This is a genomic window from Phenylobacterium sp., from assembly GCF_035539035.1.
Classification (GTDB): domain Bacteria; phylum Pseudomonadota; class Alphaproteobacteria; order Caulobacterales; family Caulobacteraceae; genus Phenylobacterium.
The window spans coordinates 291,760-309,839 of record NZ_DATLJI010000014.1; the positions used below are offsets into that span (position 1 = coordinate 291,760).

16 protein-coding genes, 1 tRNA gene and 1 pseudogene are annotated in these 18,080 nt (G+C 70.4%); 7 read left to right on the plus strand and 11 right to left on the minus strand.

Going from position 1 to position 18,080, the window contains the following annotated elements; all coding sequences use genetic code 11:
- Positions 1-50: 50 nt before the first annotated feature.
- Together VM685_RS11125 and VM685_RS11130 are read right to left on the minus strand one after the other, a co-directional pair.
- The gene (locus VM685_RS11125) at positions 51-542 is read right to left on the minus strand and encodes a YkgJ family cysteine cluster protein (RefSeq protein ID WP_325460216.1); all 492 of its coding nucleotides are present in this window, start codon (positions 540-542) and stop codon (positions 51-53) included.
- 18 nt (positions 543-560) lie between these two features.
- Entirely contained in the window at positions 561-1,409 is an 849-nt protein-coding gene (locus VM685_RS11130) for a lipid kinase (protein WP_325460217.1), read from the minus strand.
- A 210-nt stretch (positions 1,410-1,619) separates the two neighbouring features.
- On the opposite strand from VM685_RS11130, the gene VM685_RS11135 reads away from it, so the two are divergent.
- From VM685_RS11135 to VM685_RS11145, 3 genes are all read left to right on the plus strand, one after another.
- Entirely contained in the window at positions 1,620-2,723 is a 1,104-nt protein-coding gene (locus tag VM685_RS11135; protein WP_325460218.1) for a hypothetical protein, read from the plus strand.
- A gap of 90 nt (positions 2,724-2,813) precedes the next feature.
- Positions 2,814-3,233, plus strand: coding sequence for a DUF2147 domain-containing protein (locus tag VM685_RS11140; protein ID WP_325460219.1), 420 nt, complete (start codon positions 2,814-2,816; stop codon positions 3,231-3,233).
- 91 nt (positions 3,234-3,324) lie between these two features.
- On the plus strand, positions 3,325-4,353 hold the full coding sequence (locus tag VM685_RS11145; RefSeq protein ID WP_325460220.1) for an AraC family transcriptional regulator: 1,029 nt from the start codon (positions 3,325-3,327) through the stop codon (positions 4,351-4,353).
- Here VM685_RS11145 and VM685_RS11150 read toward each other — a convergent pair.
- Both VM685_RS11150 and VM685_RS11155 read right to left on the minus strand, forming a co-directional pair.
- The gene (locus VM685_RS11150; RefSeq protein ID WP_325460221.1) at positions 4,350-5,522 is read right to left on the minus strand and encodes a serine hydrolase; all 1,173 of its coding nucleotides are present in this window, start codon (positions 5,520-5,522) and stop codon (positions 4,350-4,352) included. The two genes, VM685_RS11145 and VM685_RS11150, sit on opposite strands and share 4 nt — an antisense overlap.
- 72 nt (positions 5,523-5,594) lie before the next feature.
- Positions 5,595-6,818 (minus strand): tetratricopeptide repeat protein, encoded by a 1,224-nt coding sequence (locus VM685_RS11155; RefSeq protein WP_325460222.1) that lies wholly within the window; start codon positions 6,816-6,818, stop codon positions 5,595-5,597.
- 251 nt (positions 6,819-7,069) lie between these two features.
- Between VM685_RS11155 and VM685_RS11160 the strand changes: the two genes are divergently transcribed.
- A complete protein-coding gene (locus tag VM685_RS11160) occupies positions 7,070-7,699 on the plus strand; it encodes a TetR/AcrR family transcriptional regulator (protein WP_325460223.1) in 630 nt (209 codons plus the stop codon).
- 41 nt (positions 7,700-7,740) lie between these two features.
- Positions 7,741-8,862, plus strand: a complete 1,122-nt coding sequence (locus tag VM685_RS11165) for an NAD(P)/FAD-dependent oxidoreductase (RefSeq protein WP_325460224.1) — start codon at positions 7,741-7,743, stop codon at positions 8,860-8,862.
- A gap of 3 nt (positions 8,863-8,865) precedes the next feature.
- Here VM685_RS11165 and VM685_RS11170 read toward each other — a convergent pair whose 3' ends face one another.
- Genes VM685_RS11170 through VM685_RS11180 form a run of 3 tightly spaced genes read right to left on the minus strand, consistent with a single transcriptional unit; the run spans position 8,866 to position 12,835 of the window.
- Positions 8,866-10,122: a PQQ-dependent sugar dehydrogenase gene (locus VM685_RS11170; RefSeq protein ID WP_325460225.1), complete on the minus strand. Its 1,257-nt coding sequence runs from the start codon at positions 10,120-10,122 to the stop codon at positions 8,866-8,868.
- A complete protein-coding gene (gene asnB, locus VM685_RS11175; RefSeq protein WP_325460226.1) occupies positions 10,122-11,810 on the minus strand; it encodes an asparagine synthase (glutamine-hydrolyzing) in 1,689 nt (562 codons plus the stop codon). The genes VM685_RS11170 and asnB overlap by 1 nt, the downstream gene beginning before the upstream one ends.
- Entirely contained in the window at positions 11,810-12,835 is a 1,026-nt protein-coding gene (locus VM685_RS11180; RefSeq protein ID WP_325460227.1) for a glycosyltransferase, read from the minus strand. The genes asnB and VM685_RS11180 overlap by 1 nt, the downstream gene beginning before the upstream one ends.
- A 96-nt stretch (positions 12,836-12,931) precedes the next feature.
- On the opposite strand from VM685_RS11180, the gene VM685_RS11185 reads away from it, so the two are divergent.
- Positions 12,932-13,008: transfer RNA gene (locus VM685_RS11185), tRNA-Met, on the plus strand.
- On the opposite strand, the gene VM685_RS21030 is transcribed toward VM685_RS11185, so the two are convergent.
- The 3 genes and pseudogenes from VM685_RS21030 to VM685_RS11190 form a co-directional block, all read right to left on the minus strand.
- Positions 12,965-14,068: a recombinase family protein gene (locus VM685_RS21030; RefSeq protein ID WP_414693362.1), complete on the minus strand. Its 1,104-nt coding sequence runs from the start codon at positions 14,066-14,068 to the stop codon at positions 12,965-12,967. The two genes, VM685_RS11185 and VM685_RS21030, sit on opposite strands and share 44 nt — an antisense overlap.
- A 93-nt stretch (positions 14,069-14,161) precedes the next feature.
- A pseudogene (locus VM685_RS21035) lies at positions 14,162-14,599 on the minus strand (recombinase family protein); the annotation flags it as partial.
- 412 nt (positions 14,600-15,011) lie between these two features.
- On the minus strand, positions 15,012-15,482 hold the full coding sequence (locus tag VM685_RS11190; protein ID WP_325460228.1) for a hypothetical protein: 471 nt from the start codon (positions 15,480-15,482) through the stop codon (positions 15,012-15,014).
- Positions 15,483-15,638: 156 nt separating this feature from the next.
- Between VM685_RS11190 and VM685_RS11195 the strand changes: the two genes are divergently transcribed.
- On the plus strand, positions 15,639-15,845 hold the full coding sequence (locus VM685_RS11195; protein WP_325460229.1) for a helix-turn-helix transcriptional regulator: 207 nt from the start codon (positions 15,639-15,641) through the stop codon (positions 15,843-15,845).
- A gap of 257 nt (positions 15,846-16,102) precedes the next feature.
- On the opposite strand, the gene VM685_RS11200 is transcribed toward VM685_RS11195, so the two are convergent.
- A complete protein-coding gene (locus VM685_RS11200) occupies positions 16,103-18,010 on the minus strand; it encodes a DUF3363 domain-containing protein (protein WP_325460230.1) in 1,908 nt (635 codons plus the stop codon).
- Positions 18,011-18,080 lie beyond the last annotated feature (70 nt).

An 18,080-nucleotide genomic window follows, 5' to 3' on the forward strand; every position in this document is an offset into this window, starting at 1 on the left:
ATGCCACCGGCAGAGCAAGAAAGCGAACAAAAAGGGAACAATCGTCTGCGTCATATCATCCTGACGCTCACCCGCCCGTCCCCATCCTCCACGACCTCGACCCGCGCCTCCGGGTCGATCTCGCCGAGGTCGATGTCCGCCTTGGGCGTGATCACCCAGGCTCGGCGGCCGGCGACGGCCATGACGATCCGGCCCGTGCCCCAGTGGTCCTGGGCGTACCCCTTCAGCGCCGCGTGCATGGGGTTGCGGCGCCAGGCCAGCGGGTTGGCCGGGTCGCAGCGGGCGATCAGGCGGCGACCGTCGTGGTCCTGGTCGAGCATCACCCTGGTCTGGTCCGGCCGGAAGCGGTGGGGCATCTCCGGGTCCATCAGCCAGACGCACTCGAAGGTCCGGCATCCCTGCGGCCGGGCGGCATAGATCCCGCAGCCCCGGCCCGCGCGGACGTGCGCGCAGGCGGTCCCGGCGGGCTTCGCCAGCTCCGACACCGCCATGACCTTGCAGCAGAAGGTGCAGGGGCCGCAGGTCTTCAGCCGATCGGCCATGGCGCTCCTTGGCAGGGCTCAGCGGGGCGCGAACACCTCCACCGCCTTCGGCCGCACCGTCAAGGCCAGCGGGGTCTCGGTGGCGAGCTCGCCGTCCAGGTTGACCGGCATGGGCGAGGGCGTGCGGATCTCCAGCTCCGTGCCGCTGGCGGTGCGCACCTCCCGCCAGCGTAGGTGGCGGCCGCGGCGGAACAGCGGGGCGAGGACCACCACCTTCCAGAGGCTGCCGGGCTCCAGGCTGTAGAGCACCAGCCGGCCGTCATCGATCTGCGCATCCTCGCTCACCGCCACGCCGCCGCCGTGGTAGCGGCCGTTGCCCACGGCGATCTGGTAGGTGTGCGTCCGCGCCACCTCGCCCTCCGCCGCGATCGCCGCCCGGAACGGCTTGGCCCGCATCAGCACCCGCAGCGCCGCCAGCGCATAGGACAGCCGGCCGAACCTGTGCTTGGCCCCGCTGTCGAGGCTCGCCGCCAGGTCCGCCGAAAGGCCGAGGCTGGCGACGTTGAAGAACGGCCGGCCGTTGGCGAGGCCCAGGTCGATGCGCCGGGTCGCGCCCGCCGCGATCACGTCGCAGGCCTCCGAGAGGTCCAGCGGCACGCCCAGCGTGCGGGCCAGGTCGTTGGCGGTGCCGAGCGGCAGAATCCCGAGCGTGCGGGGCGCGTCCAGCAGGGCCGGAGCCACGCCGTTCAGGGTGCCGTCGCCGCCCGCCACCACGACGATGTCGGTCGGCGCGCTGGCGCGGATGGCGTCGCAGGCGCGCTCCCCACCGTCGGTCGGCGTGTCGGCGAGCCGCACGCCGCGCTCGGCCAGGCGCTCGAGGACGGGCGGCAGCCAGTCGGCGCCCTTGCTCCCGTTCCGGATCAGCACGCCGCGGCGTTCCCCCGATCCCGTCAATGCCGCAGCTCCGCCATTCCCGCCTAACGACGGACGCCGCAAAAGGCTCATCGGCGGCCGGAGCCGCCGGCTTGCGACCGAACGCCTGCCGGGAACCGAAGCCATTGCCGGGCGGCCGCGGAATTCGTAAGTTCGGTATGAACGCCGAGCGGGAGTCGGCGAAAAGACCATGGGGAGACTATCGTGAACCGCGCCGCCCTTTTCCTCGCCACCGCGCTCTGCGCCGCGCCGATCGCGCTGGCCCTGCCACTGGAAGCCGCCGCCCAGACCAAGCCCGCGGCCTACAAGGCGCCGCGCACGGCGTTCGGCCAACCGGACCTGGGCGGCTTCTGGTCGAACTCCACCCTCACACCGATGATCCGGCCCGCCAAGCTGGGCGACCGCCTTGTCCATACCGAGGACGAGGTGAAGGCCATGGAGCAGGCGGTGGTCGAGGAGGTCGAGGAGGGCAACAAGCCCACCGATCCCAACGCCCCGGCGGAGGCGCCGAAGGTCACCGGAAACGTGCGTCCCGAGTTCGCCGCGGCCGGCGGCGACGTGGGCGGCTACAACCGCGGCTGGCTCGATCCGGGCCACAGCGTCATGCGCGTGCGCGGTGAGCCCCGCACCTCGCTGCTGACCACCCCGAACGGCCAAGTCCCGCCGCGCAGGGCGGGCGCCCCGGCGCCGGCCGGCTTCGGCGGCGGCCGCGGCGGCATGGGCTCGTTCGACAATCCGGAGAACCGTTCGCTGGGCGAACGCTGCATCATCGGCTTCGGGCGCAACGGCGGCCCGCCGATGTTCCCCAACGGCTTCTATAACAACAACTACCAGATCGTTCAGTCCCCCGAGGCGGTGACCATCCTGGTGGAGATGAACCACGACGCGCGGATCATTCCGCTGAACGCCAAGCACCGCACCGACGGCGTGCGGCCCTACTTCGGCGACTCCATCGGCTGGTGGGAAGGCGACACCCTGGTTGTGGAGACCACCCACATCCCGCAGCGCCAGGCGTTCATGGGTTCCTGGGAGAACTTGAAGGTGACCGAGCGCTTCACGCGGGTCGCCAAGGACCGGCTGCACTACGCCTTCCAGGTGGAGGACCCGACGCTCTGGGAAAAGCCCTGGGGCGGCGAGTACGAGATGAGCCCGCTGAACGGCGTGATCTACGAATACGCCTGCCATGAGGGGAACTACGCCCTCGAGGGCATCCTGGGCGGCGCCCGCCACCAGGAGAAGGAGCAGGCCGAGGCGGCGGCCAAGGCCGCGCCGAAAGCCCCCGCCAAGGGCGGCAAGGCCTCCGACTAGGGGTTCGCCGCGCGCCGCCGGTCTCCGTCAGCCTGCGGCGCGACCGCGCGGCGCCTTGCACGGCTGCGCCGGGCGCCTAAATCTGCGTCCATGCGTCACTTCGCTATCGCTGTTATCGCCGCGGGCCTGCTCTCGGCCGGCCTGCCCGCGCAGGCCCAGGGGGCGTCCTCGGGCGCTCAGACCTTCGGCGTCTGGAGCAATCCCAAGGGCAGCGTCCATGTCGAGATCAAGCCGTGCGGCGCGGGCGCCTGCGGCTACGTGGTCTGGGCCAACGAGAAGGCCAAGCGCGACGCCCGCGAGGGCGGCACCCAGAACCTCGTCGGCCTGCAGATCTTCCGCGATCTGGAGTTGGACCGGAGCGGCGTGTGGCGCGGCAAGGTGTTCGCGCCGGACATGAACCGGACCTTCTCCGGCACCGCCCAACAGCTCGACGCCACCCGGCTGCGGGCCAAGGGCTGCGTGCTCGGCGGCCTGATCTGCAAGAGCCAGGTCTGGACGCGGGTGGTCTAGCCCGCGCTGCGGCCGCGTGGCCGCTTGCATCCAAACACGGGCGCGGCAGCCTCTAGTCGTGTGAACGGGTAGATCGGAGAGCCGCGCGTCCATGGCCCAGCGCACCTACGAGGCCGGGATCGTCCGGGGGCTGTTCAAGTTCGCGGTGTCGCAGGGCGCGGACCCGCAGGCGCTCGCCACAGCGTCCGGGATCGTTCCGGAGGAGCTGGAGGACCCGGACCGGCGGGTGCCCTTCGACGCGTATGTGAAGCTGATGCGGGCCGCCAAGACGCTCACCGGCGATCCGGCGCTCGCGCTGCGGTACGCCGAGCACGTGGATTTCTCGGAGATCTCGGTGGTTGGCCTGCTGACCATCGCCTCGCGGACCATGCAGGAGGCCTTCGACCAGATGAACCGCTTCGGCCGGCTGGCCGTGGAGGTGGACGGGGTAGGGCCGGCGGTGGACCGCTTCGTCCTGCGCCGGGAGGGTGACGCCGTCTGGCTGATCGACAACCGCCAGGGCCCCAACCTCTTTCCGGAGCTGACCGAGACCACCTTCGGCCGCATGGCCTGCGGCCCGCGGCGGATGGGGATGATCCCGTTCGTCCTGGAGGTTCAGGTCACCCATCCCGATCCGGGCTATCCGGACGACTATCAGCGGGTGTTCCAGGCGCCGGTCGTCTTCGGGGCCGAACGCAACGCGCTACGCCTCAACCCGATCTTCCACGACGCGCCGGTGGCGCAGCTTCCCGGGTACGTCTTCGGGGTGCTCAGCGACCGCGCCGCGGCCCTGCTGCAGAAGCTGGAGAGCGCCGGCACCGTCCGCGGTCGGGTGGAGGCGCTGCTCATGCCCGTGCTCCACCGCGGCGACGTGAGCATGGACGAGGTGGCCGGCCACCTCGGGGTCAGCCGGCAGACCCTGTTCCGCAAGCTCAAGGCCGAGGGCGTCACCTTCGAGAAGATATATGACGACCTGCGCCACAGGCTGGCGCTGCACTATCTGGCCAACCCCAAGGTCTCGATCAACGAGACCGCCTACCTCGTGGGTTTCTCCGAGCCTGCGGCCTTCTCCCGCGCCTTCAAGCGCTGGACAAGCCTCAGCCCCACGGCCTACCGGGCGCGGCAGGCGGTCGAGGCCTAGGCGCCCTTCGCCGCCTCGCGCACCGCGTTGACGAAGGCCGTGCGGGCCATCGCCAGCTCCCGCCCCGTCGCCTGCGGCCAGGCGGCGTTGACGACGATCACCAGCCGGTCGTCGCGGAAGGTGGTGATGGACTGGCCGAAGATGCCGGAGGCGTCGTAGCTGCCGTTGGGCCGCATCCACCAGAAGTAGCCGTAGCCGGGCGCCGGCGCGCCATTGGTGATCTGCGGCGTGGTCGCCTGTTCCGCCCACCACGGCGGCAGCACCTGGACGTCGCCGGCCTTGCCGCCGTCCAGCATGAACTGGCCCACCCGGCCGTAGTCGCGCAGCGTCATGGACATGCAGCAGCCGCCGCGCTCGTGGCCCGCGAGGTCCACCATCCAGATCGCATCGCGCTCCATGCCGTACGGCTTCCAGAGCTTCTCAGAGGCGTAGTCCGACAGGCTCTTGCCGACCGCCTTGGAGACCAGCACGCCCACCAGGTCCGTCTCGCCGGTGTTGTAGGTGAACTTCGTCCCCGGCTCGTTGGCCCGCGGCAGACGGCGCATGTAGCTGACGATGGGGTTCACGCCGGGCTCCAGGACGGCGGTCCCGGCCCGGGCCACGTCGGAGTTCGGATCGGTGTAGTCCTCGTTCCACTTCACGCCCGAGCTCATCATCAGGAGCTGGCGCACGGTCACGCCCTCGTAGGCGGAGCCCTTCAGTTCGGGGACGTAGTTGGTGACCACGTCCTCCAGGCCCTTGATCTTGCCGTCCTGGATCGCCGCGCCGACGAGGGTGGAGGTCACCGACTTGGCCACGGAGAAGGACGTCCAGCGGTCCTCGGGCCTCCGGCCCAGGCCGTACTTCTCGAGCAGGACCTTGCCATCCTTCAGGACCAGCACGCCCGAGACGTTGTAGGCGGCCATGTAGTCGTCGACCGTCCAGGTCTTGCCGGCGTACTCGAAGGTGGGCGCGATGGTCCGGCCGGCGGCGGGCAGGGGATGCACGCGGCTCCCGCGTGGCACGGTCCGGACCTGGTAGACCGTCTCGATCGCCGGATACCACTGCCGCTGCTGTTCCGGGCTCCACTGCAGGATGGACGGCGTGCCCGGCTTCAGGGCGACCTGCGCCTGGGCCCCGGTGGCGGCCAGCGCGGCCGAGGCGGCCAGGGCCAGGATCAACTTCCGCATACGCTTCCCCCCATTTGTCTGAGGGACTGTAGCGGTCGATCCTCCCCCGTGGAACGGGGGAGGATCTCCGTCCTAGGCCGCGAGTTTCCGCGCCTCCGGCCTGCCTAGCGGCCTGGCGGCCGCCCGCTCGGCGAGCAGGGCCTGCTCCAGGCTGTGGTCGCCGCTGCGGCCGGCGGCGGCGATCAGCGTCAGGTCGAGGATGTCGCGCTGGGCGTGGCTGCCGCCGAAGCGGCCCGAGATGTTGCGCACGCCGCGCAGCAGCTCGACGGCCTTCACATAGTCCCCATGCCCGAAGGCGTAGACCGCCTGCATGACCGGCAGCCCCACGTCGCGGGTGAAGACCGCGTTGTCGCCGGGGCCGGCGAGCACGGTGGTCTGCAGCTCCAGCAGGCCGCGCGCCGTCGACTCCCGGCCGGCGGCCACGAAGGCCATCATCGCGTGGGCGTCGTCGAAGGCGTAGCCGCCGCGCGGCTGGGTCTCGTAGAGGTCGGCCACCGCCTGCCAGCGGTCGCCCACGTCCACGCCCCGCAGGTTCAGCCGCCAGAGCAGGGCCGCGGCGTCGATCATGTCGAAGGCGTGGTCCGACCGCGGCCCGAACATCGGCCCGTCGAACAGCCGCAGCGCCTCGTCCGTCTCCCCCTGGCCCAGGTGGAAGAGCGCCAGGTGCCACCAGTTGTGCAGGAAGACGGTCTCCTTCGCCCACGGCTGGCCGTCCTGGGTCAGCCAGGTGACGCCGTCGGCGCGGCGGTCCTGCATCTCCAGCACATGGGCCACCGCGTGCTGGGCCCAGTTGTTGCGGGGCTCGAGCGCGACGGCCTCGCGGCCGGCGGCTTCGGCGCGGTCGTAGTGGCCGGTCTCCTCCAGGCCGAAGGACAGGAGCCCCAGCACGGCGTGGTAGTCCGGCGCGTCGCGCGACCAGGCCGGCAGCGCCCGGCCGATGCGGTCGCGCAGCATCCGGCTGTCGCCCTGCAGGAAGTCGAGCAGCTGTCCCACGTGCAGGGCCAGCACGTCGCGCGGCCAGGCGATGGACACGTCCTCCAGGATCCGCGCCGCGCCGCGGATCTCGCCGGCGAGAAGGCTGCCCAGAGCGGCCAGGTGGCCCTGCTCGCGGTCGGTGGCGGGGAGCTGGCGGGCGGTCTCGAAGGCGCCGACGCCCACGACGGCCTCCTGCGTGTTGCCGCCCACCAGGTTGATGTAGGCCTTGAGCACATGGGCCATGACGAAGCCGGGGGCCTCGGCGATCGCCGCGTCCAGGAGGGTCGCCGCATCGCCCGCATAGCAGTGGTATGCGTGCAACGCCTGACGGTAATTTTCTGCCGCGGCCTGGGTGGCTCCTGACAAAACGAGCCCGTGGTGGTCTTTAACGGTCATTGTTTTCTTCTCCTCGATGGGGCGGGGAGGGGTAAATCGTTCCAGGGCATGGCTCCAGCGGGCGCGCGGTCGGTTCGCCGAACGGTGAAATTCCGTCGTGTTTCCAGTAAGCTAGGCCTTGGTGAGCCAAGGGACTGTGCCCCATGTCACGCCGTCAGCAGACCGAAACTGCACCCGTGGTGCAGTTGGAGCCCCGCTCGAAGGGCGAGCGCACGCGCCAGCGCCTATTGGACCTCGCGTTCGAGTCGGTGATCCGGAAAGGTTTCGCGGGCACCTCGATCGAGGAGCTGGTGGAGGCCGCCGGCATCACCAAGAGCGGCTTCTTCTACCACTTCAAGGACAAGCACGACCTCGCCCGCCAGCTCATCGCGCGCTACGCCGACCGCAACCAGGACTTCCTGGACGAGATGATCGCGCGCTCGCGGGAGCTGCACGACGACCCGCTGCACAGCTTCCTGATCTTCCTGAAGTTCTACGCCGAGGCGATGGAGGAGGCGGTCTACAACCACCCCGGCTGCATGGTGGCGACGGTGACCTTCCAGGACATGGCCTGGGACCAGGCGACCCGCCGGATGACCGTGGACAGCGTCCTGCAGTGGCGGGCCAAGTTCATCGGCTGGCTGGAGGAGATCGCGGCGAAGTATCCGCCCAAGGGCAAGGCGGAGCCCGCCGACCTGGCCGACGCCATCCTCACCTTCACCTACGGCGGCATGACCCTGTCGAAGGCGCTGGGCGACACCCGCGCCATCGCCCGCCAGGCGCTGATGTTCCGGGAGACGGTGCGGCTGCACTTCCTCGGCGCGTGAGGCTGGTTCCCAAGACCGCCCCCGTGCGTTAGCCAGCATCGATGGCCGATTTCGATTTCGACGCGGTGGTCGTGGGGGCGGGCGCCGTGGGCCTGGCCTGCGGCTACGCCCTGTCCCGCCGCGGCCTGACCGTCGCCGTCCTCGAGCAGGAGGCCGCCATCGGCCAGGGCGTCTCCTCGCGCAATTCCGAAGTCATCCACGGCGGGCTCTACTATCCCACCGGCTCCCTGAAGGCGCGGCTCTGCGTCCAGGGGCGGCGGATGCTCTACGCCTTCCTCGACGCCCACCACGTGGAATACGACCGCTGCGGAAAGCTGGTGGTGGCGACCACACCCGAGGAGGTCGAGCGCCTCGACGCGATCTTCGACCAGGCCACGACCAACGAGGTCGAGGGCATGCGCAAGCTCTCGAAGGAAGAGGCGCTCGCGCTCGAGCCGGAGCTCGCCTGCGAGGGCGCGCTGCTGTCGCCCGAGAGCGGCGTCTTCGACAGCCACGGCTACATGCTGGCCCTGCAGGGGGAGATCGAGCAGGCCGGCGGCGCGGTCGTGGTCTCCACCCCCTTCGAGAGCGCCCGCGCCCTGCCCGGCGGCGGGTTCGAGGTCCGCGCCGGCGGCGAGGAGCCGACGGTGCTCACCTGCCGGTACCTGGTCTCCGCGCCCGGCCTGTCGGCCCAGGGCGTGGCCGCGCACATCGAGGGCTTCCCGGCCGAGGTCATCCCGCCCGCCCACTACGGCAAGGGGATGTACTTCCGGCTCACCGGCAAGGCGCCCTTCGCGCGCCTCGTCTACCCGCCGCCGATCCCCGGCGCGCTGGGCACCCATTACCGCCGCGACCTCGGCGGCCAGGCGGTGTTCGGCCCCGATCTCAGCTATGTGGACGAGCCCGACTACACGGTGGATCCCAAGGCCGCGGCCGGCTTCTACAGCTACATCCGCAAGTTCTGGCCGGGCCTGCCGGAGGGCAGCCTGAGCCCCGACTACGCCGGCGTCCGGCCGAAGATCCACGGGCCCGGCGAGCCGCACAGCGACTTCCGGATCGACGGATCCGACGTCCACGGCCTGCCGGGTCTGGTCACCCTGTTCGGCATCGAGAGCCCCGGCCTCACCTCCTCGCTGGCCATCGGCGAGGAGGTGGCGACACGGCTGGGACTCGCGGGCGCCTAGGGCCTACTTGGGAGCGACCCGCAGGACGCGGCCAGTGTTGTTGTCGGTGGCGAGGTAGAGGGCGCCGTCCGGGCCGACGACGACGTCGCGGATCCGCTCGCCGACGTCTGTCAGCAAGCGCTCCTCGCCCACCACCTTGTCACCGTCCAGAACCAGCCGCACGAGGGCTTTCGAGCTCAGGCCGCCGACGAACAGATTGTCCTTCCACGCCGGGAACAGGTTCCCCTGGTAGAATGCCATGCCGGACGGCGCGATCACCGGGTCCCAGTAGTAGACCGGCTGCTCGAGGCCCTGCTTCTGGGCGATTCCTCCGCCGATCGTCCCGCCCGAGTACTCGATGCCATAGACGATGGTCGGCCAGCCGTAGTCGCGGCCCTTGCGGATGATGTTCACCTCGTCGCCGCCGCGCGGGCCGTGCTCGACCTCCCACAGCTCCCCGGTGCGCGGGTGGAGCGCGGCGGCCTGCACGTTGCGCACGCCGCTGGCGAAAATCTCCGGCTGGGCGTCCTTGCGGCCGACGAAGGGGTTGTCGCGGGGGATCGAGCCGTCCGCGTTGATGCGGATGATCTTGCCCAGGCCCGCGTCCAGGTTCTGCGCCTGCATCCGGCCGCTCATCACCGAGCGCTCGCCGGTGGTGACGTAGAGCGTCCCGTCGCGGGCGAACACCAGGCGGGAGCCGTAGTGCATGGTGCTTTCCCAGCTGGGCTTCTGCCGCCAGATCACCTGCACGTTCTCGAGCCGGGGCGCGGCGCCCGTGGTCACGAGGCGGCCGCGCGCCACGGCCGTGTTGGTCTTCCCGCCCTCGGCGGTTTCCGCGTAGGACCAGTAGACTAGGCCGTTGCGCGCGTAGTTCGGGTCGAGCGCCAGGCCCAGCAGGCCGCCCTGGCCGCGGGTGTCCACGGCCGGCAGGCCGACCACCGGATCGGAGAGCTTGCCGTCCCTGAAGACGCGCATCCGGCCGGGCTTCTCGTTGATCAGCAGGGCGCCGTCGGGGAGGAACATGATCGCCCAGGGCTTCTGCACGCCGGTGACGTAGTCGCCGACCGCATAGGCCACGTTGGACTTCATCTCCGGCGCCCGGGTCTGGCCGGGGAAGGCCGGCTTCAGGTTGGGCGCGTTGGGCGCCGCCGTCGGCACCGGGGCCGCGCCGACGGTGGCCGTGGCGGTCTGCGACGGGGCTGCGGTCTGGGCCCGGCCGTCGCTTCCGCCACAGGCGGCGACGAGGACGGCGGCGGCCGCGGTGAGGATCGGCTTCTGCATCAGGGTCTCCCGGCGACAGCGGCGAGGGCGTCGGTCGGCGACGCCCCCTCCAGATGGATCAACGCCCATAGCGAAAAGAAAAGCAAAGGCCAGCGCTGGCCGGCCTCGCCCGAGGCGAATACGGCCTCCGCGTCCGGTCGGATGCGCCGCACCGCCTCCACCCGCGCCAGCCTCGGCGCGATGTCCGCGGCGCGGGGCGCGATCCAGGCCTCCACCGGCACGGTGAAGCCCTGCTTGCGGGCCCAGGGGTCGGCCGCCGGACAGGCGCCCTCCAGCCATTTGCGGAGCAGCCACTTGCCGTAGCGCCCGCGCACCTTGAACCGGTCCGGCAGGGGGAAGGCGAACCCCGCCACCTCGGGATCCAGGAACGGCGTGCGGCCCTCCAGCCCATGCGCCATCAGGCAGCGGTCGAGCTTCAGCAGCAGGTCGTTGGGCAGCCAGGTGGCGACGTCCCCCCACTGGGCCGCCTGCAGGGACGTCAGGCCCTCCGGGGCGCGGGCGGCCTCCCGCCAGCGGGCCAGCACGGTCGGGTCGTCCGGCCGCGGCTCGGCGGCGCGCCCGCCGAGCCAGGCGGGCCGCAGCGCCCGGCGGTAGCGGCCGTAGCCGCCGAACAGCTCGTCGCCGCCCTCGCCGGTCAGCACCACGGTGAGCGTGCCCCGGGCCGCCTCCGCCAGCTTGTAGGTGGGCAGGGTCGCGTAGTCGGCGGTCGGGTCGTCCAGCGCCCAGGCGACCTGCGGCAGGATCCGCCAGAAGTCCTCTTCCCCGAAGCTGGTTTCCCGCCAGTCGAGGTTCAGCGCCCGGGCCAACTTCTCCGCTTGGGTCCGCTCGTCCTTCGCTCCCGGCGCGTTGAAGCCGCAGGTGAAGGCGGTGACCGGCCGCTCGTTCAGCCGCGCCATCAGGGTCGCGATGGCCGCGCTGTCGATGCCGCCGGAGAGGAACAGGCCGTAGGGCACGTCCGAGCGCTGGTGGACCCGCACGCTGTTCTCCAGGACGGCGTCGAGCCGGCGGAGCAGGGCCGCCTCGTCGTCCGCGGCCTCGCGGCGGACGGGCAGCGGCGCCCGCGCCTGCGCGCCGACGATCCGGCCATCCGTCACCTCCAGCACCTCGCCCGGCGCGAGCCGCCGCAGCCCCTTGAAGATGGTCGCCTCGCCCAGGGTGTAGTTGAAGGCCAGGAGCTCGCGGGCGGCGTCCTCGTCCAGCTCCGGCGCCAGGAGGCCGGCGGCGACGAAGGCGCGCGGCTCGGAGGCGAAGGCGAGGCCGCCGTCGTGCTCCAGGAGATAGAGCGGCTTGATCCCGAACGGGTCGCGGGCCAGCCAGGCGCGGCCGTCGTTCCCGATCAGGCAGAGCGCGTACATCCCGCGCAACCGGTCGAAGGCGGCGGGGCCCTCCTGGGCGTAGATGTGCAGCAGGGGCTCGAAGTCCGAGCCGGTGCCGAGCTTGCCCGCGAGCTGGTAGTCCCGCGCCAGCTCCACGTAGTTGTAGATCTCGCCGTTGCCGATGACCGTGGAGCCGGCGGCCGAGAGCGGTTGCCAGCCACCCTCCAGGTCGATGATCGACAGCCGGGCGTGCGCCAGGGTCGCGCCCGGGACCTGGGAGACCCGCACCCCGTCGGGGCCGCGGTGGGTGAGGGCGCCGATCATCGCCTCGGCCGACGTCCCCCGGCCAAGCTCCCCGGCGATGCCGCACATCAGCCCACCCCGTGGTCGGCGAACAGCGCCCGCCAGGCGGCGACGACGGCGGTCTCCGAGAACTCCGCCTCCACCCTGGCCAGCCCTTGCTGGGCCAGCCGCACCTTCAGCAGCGGTTCGGCGAGCACGCGCCGCACGGCGGCGGCGAGGGCGGCAGGGTCGTCCACCGGGACCAGCAGGCCGTCCTCGCCGTCCGCGATCAGCGCCTTGGGCCCCTGACTGGCGGCGGCCACGACGGGCAGCCCATGCGCCCAGGCCTTGATCACCACATTGCCCAGCGGCTCGTATCTTGAGGGGAAGACGCAGACGTCCGCCGCCCGGTAGAGCGACGAGGCGTCGGTCCGCCAGCCCAGGAACCGCACCCGCTCGGCCACGCCTAGAGCCTGGGCCAGGCTCCTCAGCTTGCCCTCCAGCGGTCCCACCCCGGCGATCCAGAGGAAGGCGTCGGGCAGCGCCTTCAGCGCCTGCAGGGTGATGTCGTGCGCCTTGGCCTCGTGCAGCCGGCCCATGGCGAGCAGCAGGGGGGCGTCCTCGGGCGTCGACAGGGTGGCACGGTCGAGCGCGGCGGCCTCGTCCGGCGCGGCGGCGAAGTTGGGGATGCAGCTCACCCGTCCGGCGGGCCAGCCCTGGCCGACGATCCAGTCGGCGATGTCCTCGGTGTTGGCCACCAGGTGGTCGAAGCCGCGGTAGTATTTGAGGTTGTAGTAGCCGCCCAGGCGCCCGATCCGCGCCCAGGGCCCCTTCGGCGTGTGCCTTGCCGCGCGGTTCATCCAGGCCAGCGCAACCTTCGTCCCCTCGCGTCGGGCGAAGGCCGCGGCCTTCCTGCGGGTGAAGAGGTCGAGCGGTCCGCCGAAGGCCAGGGTCTCCACGGGCACGCCCGCCGCCAGCGCCGCCTGCCGGCCCGCGTTCGGACGGATCGCCGCGGCCTCGGGCACGCCCGCGCGCCTGAGGGCCGACACGAGGTCGAGGAAGTAGGTCTCGGCCCCGCCTTCGCCCGCCGTCCCCAGGAGATGAAGCACGCTCATCGGGCGGCGAACCTAGCGGCTCGCGCCGCGCTTCCCAAGCCGCTTGAAGCGGCGAATTTGTCTGCCTATAACCCGCGCCTCGCGTGCGAGGCCCGTGGCTGGGTAGCTCAGATGGTTAGAGCGGTGGATTCATAACCCACAGGTCGGCGGTTCGATCCCGCCCCCAGCTACCACCTTATACAGACGAGGTGGCTTTTCGTTCTCCTGGGGCTGCATGAAAGCAGCCAGCGTACCGGACAGACTGACCTTCAATTCACCGGCGTAATCGACGCCAACCTCGATCCGCACCACCAGATCGCGCACGCCCTCTATCACCGTCAGCCAATCTGGAGAGTTGATCGCGGAATTCTCGCGGATCGCGGATTGGAGCTTGGCAATCCGGTCTGCGTACATTTCGGCGGCTTTGGGGTGGAGGGTGAGCGGAGGCGGTGCTTCGGCCTCGGCCTGGGCGAGGGCCAGTTCGAGGCGGGCCTTCTCTTCCTCTTCATCCACCAGGCGGCGGTTAGTCTCGGGGGTGTCGGTGCCGTCGCAGATCTTGTCGACCAAGCGCACGATAGAGCGGCTTAGCTCGCCAATGCGCTTCCTCAGTGGAGCGATGCTCGCCGTCGCCGCGGCCTGCTCCGCCTGCCAAGCCTCATGATAGAGCCTGACGTAGGCCTTGACCGCCTCGGGCGAGAGGAGCCGGGCTCTCAACCCCTCAAGCACACGGCGCTCCACTTCACCGCGATCGACCGAACGATCGTTGCCGCAGACGGCGGGCCCCTTCTCCCGCCGGGCCGTGCAGATCAACCGGCCGCGGCTGTTGAAGGCCGTCATGCTTGAGCCGCAGGCGGCGCACTTGATCAGACCCGAGAAAAGGCCGCGCTTGCTGGGATTGCGGTCGTAGGGTGTCTGGACTGCCCGGGCATCGCGGCGGGCCTGTACGGCCGACCAAAGGTCGTCCGACACGATCCTGAGCGTAGGAACCTCCGTGCGCTTCCACTCGGAGGGAGGTCGGGCGCGAGAGACCCGCTGTCCCGTCTGCGGGTCCTTGCGCATCTCTATCCGGTTCCAGACCTTCACGCCGGCGTACAGTTCCGTCGCCAGCAGCCCGTTGCCGCGCGTTCGCGAGCCTGAGAGAGTCGAGGGGTTCCAGAAGCCGCCGCGCGGACCGGGGACTGCGCGGGCGTTGAGGTCGGCGCATATGGCCCGACCGGTCTCGCCGGCGCCGTATCGGCGGAAGATCTCGCGCACCACCTCGGCCTCCTGGGGCATGATCTCCTGGGCGCCGCCCGGCTGGGTGCGGTAGCCGTAGATGCGGGAGCCGGTGGCGAGGCCCTTCTCGGCGTTCGACATCATGCCGCGCCGTGTCTTGGCGGAGAGGTTGCGAAGATAGTCCTGCGCGAGGAAACCCTTCATCGCCACGTGCATCGTCTCGACCTTTTCCGTGGTGAGGGTCGAGAGGCACGCGCTGGCGTATTCGAGTCGGTTCACGACGTGGGCCAAGTGCTCGAGGTTCCGGGCGATCCGGTCTTCGTCCTCGCAGAGCAGGACGTCGAAGTCCCCTCGCTCGGCCGCGGCCAGGGCCGCGTGCAGGCCCGGTCGGTTGGCCATGGCTGCACCGGAGATCGCCGCATCGGAAAAGATGGCCATGGGGGCCCAGCCGCGCTGCTGGGCTGCTCGGCGGCAGATCGCGACCTGATCCTCGATCGATCGCTCATTCTGACGCTCAGACGAGTAGCGGGCGTAGATCGCACATCGCGTCGGATTACGTGACGTCTTCATCGCCGTGTCCCTCGAAACTCAGTCGGTATGTGGAGGACGCACGGAAGGCCTCTTGACCCTATCGTCGCTTGGCATTTTGCGAGCAACCACAGCCGCGCCGGGGCCCCTGCGCCACCGCCGGAAATCTTCTGCCGCGTGAGCTCGCGCCAAGGCCCCGATGATCCGCAGCTCCATCTCGGTGATCGGTGGTGACTCGGGGTAGTCGTCTGCGACCAGAGCCTGACCGGCGTCAGTCGGTCCGGCGGAGGAGGGCGGACGGCCTTCGTGGTCAGGCGGATGCGGGTCAGCCGCACCCTGGACGCGGGGCATTCGGCAAGCGTCCGCAGGAATCCGCCAGTAGCAAGGGCGGGCGGGTCGGGGTCGCGCCACGTCGTGTGAAAACAAGCCGGGGGCGGTCGGCCACCCGAGAGGGTCACGGATGCGACCATCCGAGGTCCTGCATGTCAGCCAAGGCGCCGGCGACGATCCCTGCGGCTGGACTGTCCTCGTGGGCAAGGAGCCGCGACGCCACGGCCAGCTTGCTCGCCACGCCTGCGAGATCCTGGGCTTTCAGGCCCGCGAGGGCTTCAAACTCGGCTTCGCGGCGCGCGTACAGGAGCGACAGTTCGCGATCGATGCGAGCCATTTCGACGCCGAACAAAGTCGAGGCCTGGGCTTGGTCGGTCAGGTTGAACCAGTCCAGAGCCCGAGCGGCGCGGGTCTCCAACCGGGCCCAACGGACCATCAGGCGCCGAGCTTCGGCGTCGATGGCGAGCCAGGCTTTTGCCCGCTCGATGAGAATGTCTTGCTCGGCCGCTTTGCCGCCCAGGGCGGAAACTGCCGCAGCCGCGCCGAGGACGGTGCGCCGGCTCAAGGTCGTCAGTTGGCTTTGCCGATCAGACATGGGCAGCCTTCGCGAGTATTCGCGTTCGGCCAGGGTCCTGGCCGCTGAAGAATCGGAGGATTTCAGCTAGGTTTCAGCAGAAACCGCGCAAAGTCAACGAATTTCTGCAACTAGTCAGAGGTTTTCGCCGAAATGATCTCGCCCGCGCAGATGAGGATGGCCCGAGCCGCCGTGGGGCTCAGCGTGCGGGAACTGGCGGAACGCTCGAAGGTCGCGGAGTCCACGATCCACCGGTTCGAGGCCAACCGGGGCGGGATGCAGACGGGAACGCTGGAGCGGCTGCAGGGCGCGTTGGAGGCGGCGGGAGTGATCTTCGTCAGCGCCGACACGAGCGGCGGCCCCGGCGTCCGCCTGAAGGCCTGAGCGGCCGCGTGATGGGCAGAAGATGAGCCCTTCGGGCTCGGTTCTCTGCTTGATCGGCACGGCAGCTTGGATGCCGGAGGTTCTCAGACAGTCAAGGCCGGCTTCGCCGCCGCGGAGCGGTGCGCGCCTGCGGCGCGCAGCCTTGAGTGTCTGAGAGCCCTCCGGCTAGCGCTGCGCTCGGCCGATCAAGCGGAGCTCTCATTCGAAAGCGAAGGATGATGAGGATTGGGTGGGGCTGATAGGCCGCGCTCCAACCTTCACCGTGAGAGGCCGCGGCTGCGGTTGGAGGTGAGGCTCCAGGACACGCCGAGCCCCGGCTCGATCTGCGCGGCCACGTGTCGGCCGAGGTGCTTCTCGATCACGGGACGCCACGGCACGAGAGAGATATCCACCGGCGAGCGCTGCACGACGGCGAACGCCCCGGAGTGGAGTGTCAGCTTCTCGGCATAGGTTCCACTCACCCGCTCTCCAGGCTGGGCGGGCTGGTAGTGCATGTGCCGGGCGCGTGCGTATGCCTCTCCGGCTACCGCCAGCTCCATCTGGGTAAGGCGCGAGAGCAGGCCGGGATGGAAGCGCACCCCTAGTCCGGTGTCGCGGCCCAGGCCGCGATCGACGAGAACCTCGCTCCGCCGCCTCAGCGCAGCCTTGACCTCGGCTCCGAACCCTCGATCCGCCAGCGCCTGGGGCTCCCGCGCCACCAGCTCTCGGTCCAGCCAGGTGGCGCCGGGGCTGTTCACCTGGGTTTCGAGGTCCAGGAGGCTCATCACCCGCACAACGCCCCGCCGTTGCTCGTAAGCCGCGGCCTGGTCAAGGAAGTCGGCCGGAATGCGCCAGCGCTCCCCATCGTACCGCTCTACGATCCGGGAGCGCCGCAGCGCCTCCAGCCGCCGGACATGGCTCCGCACCACGTCGGCCGCCTCGGCGCCATCGGGAATGGGGAGGTCCTTCATCTCCAGCCGGCGGAGATGCTCGTCGGTGCGGTAGAGGCCGGAGCCGCCGGCTACCTCGACGATGTTGTGGTCCGCCCGCGTCGCGCCCTGGCCCGTCTGTACAATCGCGCCGATCGGGACAACGTCCGACGATGCCAGGGAGACTTCCACCCGCCGCACCTTGCCGTCGAGCCCGTCCACGATCAGCGCCGCCCGCTCCTCGGTGACGCCGGCCAGGCCCTTGTCGATCACGCGTCCCACGACTGGGATCCGGTCCTCGTCAAAGGTAACCAGGCTCGCCGGGTCCCGCGCCTCTCCCTGACGCGCCAGGGCGCGGTTCATGGCCTTGAGCATGTCGCCACGCTCGCCAAGTCGCCGGAGTTGCGACTCCAGGTCCGGCGAAAGCGACCACACCTGCGGAGACAGCTGATGCGCATGGCCTTCCGCCTCCAGCCACCGCAGCCGGGCCTCCCGCAAGCCCCGGTCGAACGGTGAGAGGAAGGGGCCAGGCCGGAGATCTGCCACGCCCCCATCCGCCTCCCTGAGCAGGGCCCGGTCGATCCGCGTGAACCGCGCCTGCTCCACCTCGGCCGACAGCTTCCGCCGAAGCTCCTCGGGCGTCTGCACGCCGAGATCCTCGGTCGCGAGCTCACGCGCCCGGAGCCTCAGGCCCTCCGTGATGTAGTCCTGGGCGATGAGGAGGTCGCTGCCGCGGTCGGTGCGGCCGCGGATGACGATATGGGTGTGGGGGTGTGCGGTGTCGGCGTGGTCGACCGCCACCCAGTCGAGCACGGTTCCGAGGTCCGCCTCCATGCGCTGCATCAGCTCGCGCGTGTAGCGCTGCAGGTCGAGATCCGCGCCATCCTCCGGAGAGACGATGAACCGGAACTGGTGGCGGTCGCCCGAGCCGCGCTCAAGGAAGGCCTTGCCGTCAGCCTCATCACCGAAGGCGTCGTAGAGGCGGCCCTTCTCTCCATCGGGCCCGGCCGCATCGCGTTCCAGGTAATTCAGGTGCGCTCGTACAGCCGCGCTGCCGACCTTCAGCTGCACGATCCGAGCCTTCACGATCACCCGCCGCAGGCCACGCCGCCCGGATGTCGCCTGCCGCAAACCCGACATCACCCGCTGGCCGCGGCCGCGTCGCGCGAGGTGCCCGGCGGTGATGCGCGTCGCCCGCGGGACGTCCGTTCCCTGGTGCTGCGGGCGCCCAACCCGAATGCTGAACTCGTCCTCCATCTGCCGCAGTTGGCAGTCGCAAGACCTGCCGCAAGGGGAGGGAGGAGAGACGGCGGCCCCTTCGCAGGAC

What these genes read in the sequence shown, in the direction of transcription:
- VM685_RS11190 (WP_325460228.1), bottom strand. Translation starts at nt 15,482, where the DNA reads ATGTCTGATCGGCAAAGCCAACTGACGACCTTGAGCCGGCGCACCGTC.
- VM685_RS11200 (WP_325460230.1), bottom strand. Translation starts at nt 18,010, where the DNA reads ATGGAGGACGAGTTCAGCATTCGGGTTGGGCGCCCGCAGCACCAGGGA.
- VM685_RS11125 (WP_325460216.1), bottom strand. Translation starts at nt 542, where the DNA reads ATGGCCGATCGGCTGAAGACCTGCGGCCCCTGCACCTTCTGCTGCAAG.
- VM685_RS11140 (WP_325460219.1), top strand. Translation starts at nt 2,814, where the DNA reads ATGCGTCACTTCGCTATCGCTGTTATCGCCGCGGGCCTGCTCTCGGCC.
- VM685_RS11150 (WP_325460221.1), bottom strand. Translation starts at nt 5,522, where the DNA reads ATGCGGAAGTTGATCCTGGCCCTGGCCGCCTCGGCCGCGCTGGCCGCC.
- VM685_RS11165 (WP_325460224.1), top strand. Translation starts at nt 7,741, where the DNA reads ATGGCCGATTTCGATTTCGACGCGGTGGTCGTGGGGGCGGGCGCCGTG.
- VM685_RS11195 (WP_325460229.1), top strand. Translation starts at nt 15,639, where the DNA reads ATGGCCCGAGCCGCCGTGGGGCTCAGCGTGCGGGAACTGGCGGAACGC.
- VM685_RS11170 (WP_325460225.1), bottom strand. Translation starts at nt 10,122, where the DNA reads ATGCAGAAGCCGATCCTCACCGCGGCCGCCGCCGTCCTCGTCGCCGCC.
- VM685_RS11145 (WP_325460220.1), top strand. Translation starts at nt 3,325, where the DNA reads ATGGCCCAGCGCACCTACGAGGCCGGGATCGTCCGGGGGCTGTTCAAG.
- VM685_RS11180 (WP_325460227.1), bottom strand. Translation starts at nt 12,835, where the DNA reads ATGAGCGTGCTTCATCTCCTGGGGACGGCGGGCGAAGGCGGGGCCGAG.
- asnB (WP_325460226.1), bottom strand. Translation starts at nt 11,810, where the DNA reads ATGTGCGGCATCGCCGGGGAGCTTGGCCGGGGGACGTCGGCCGAGGCG.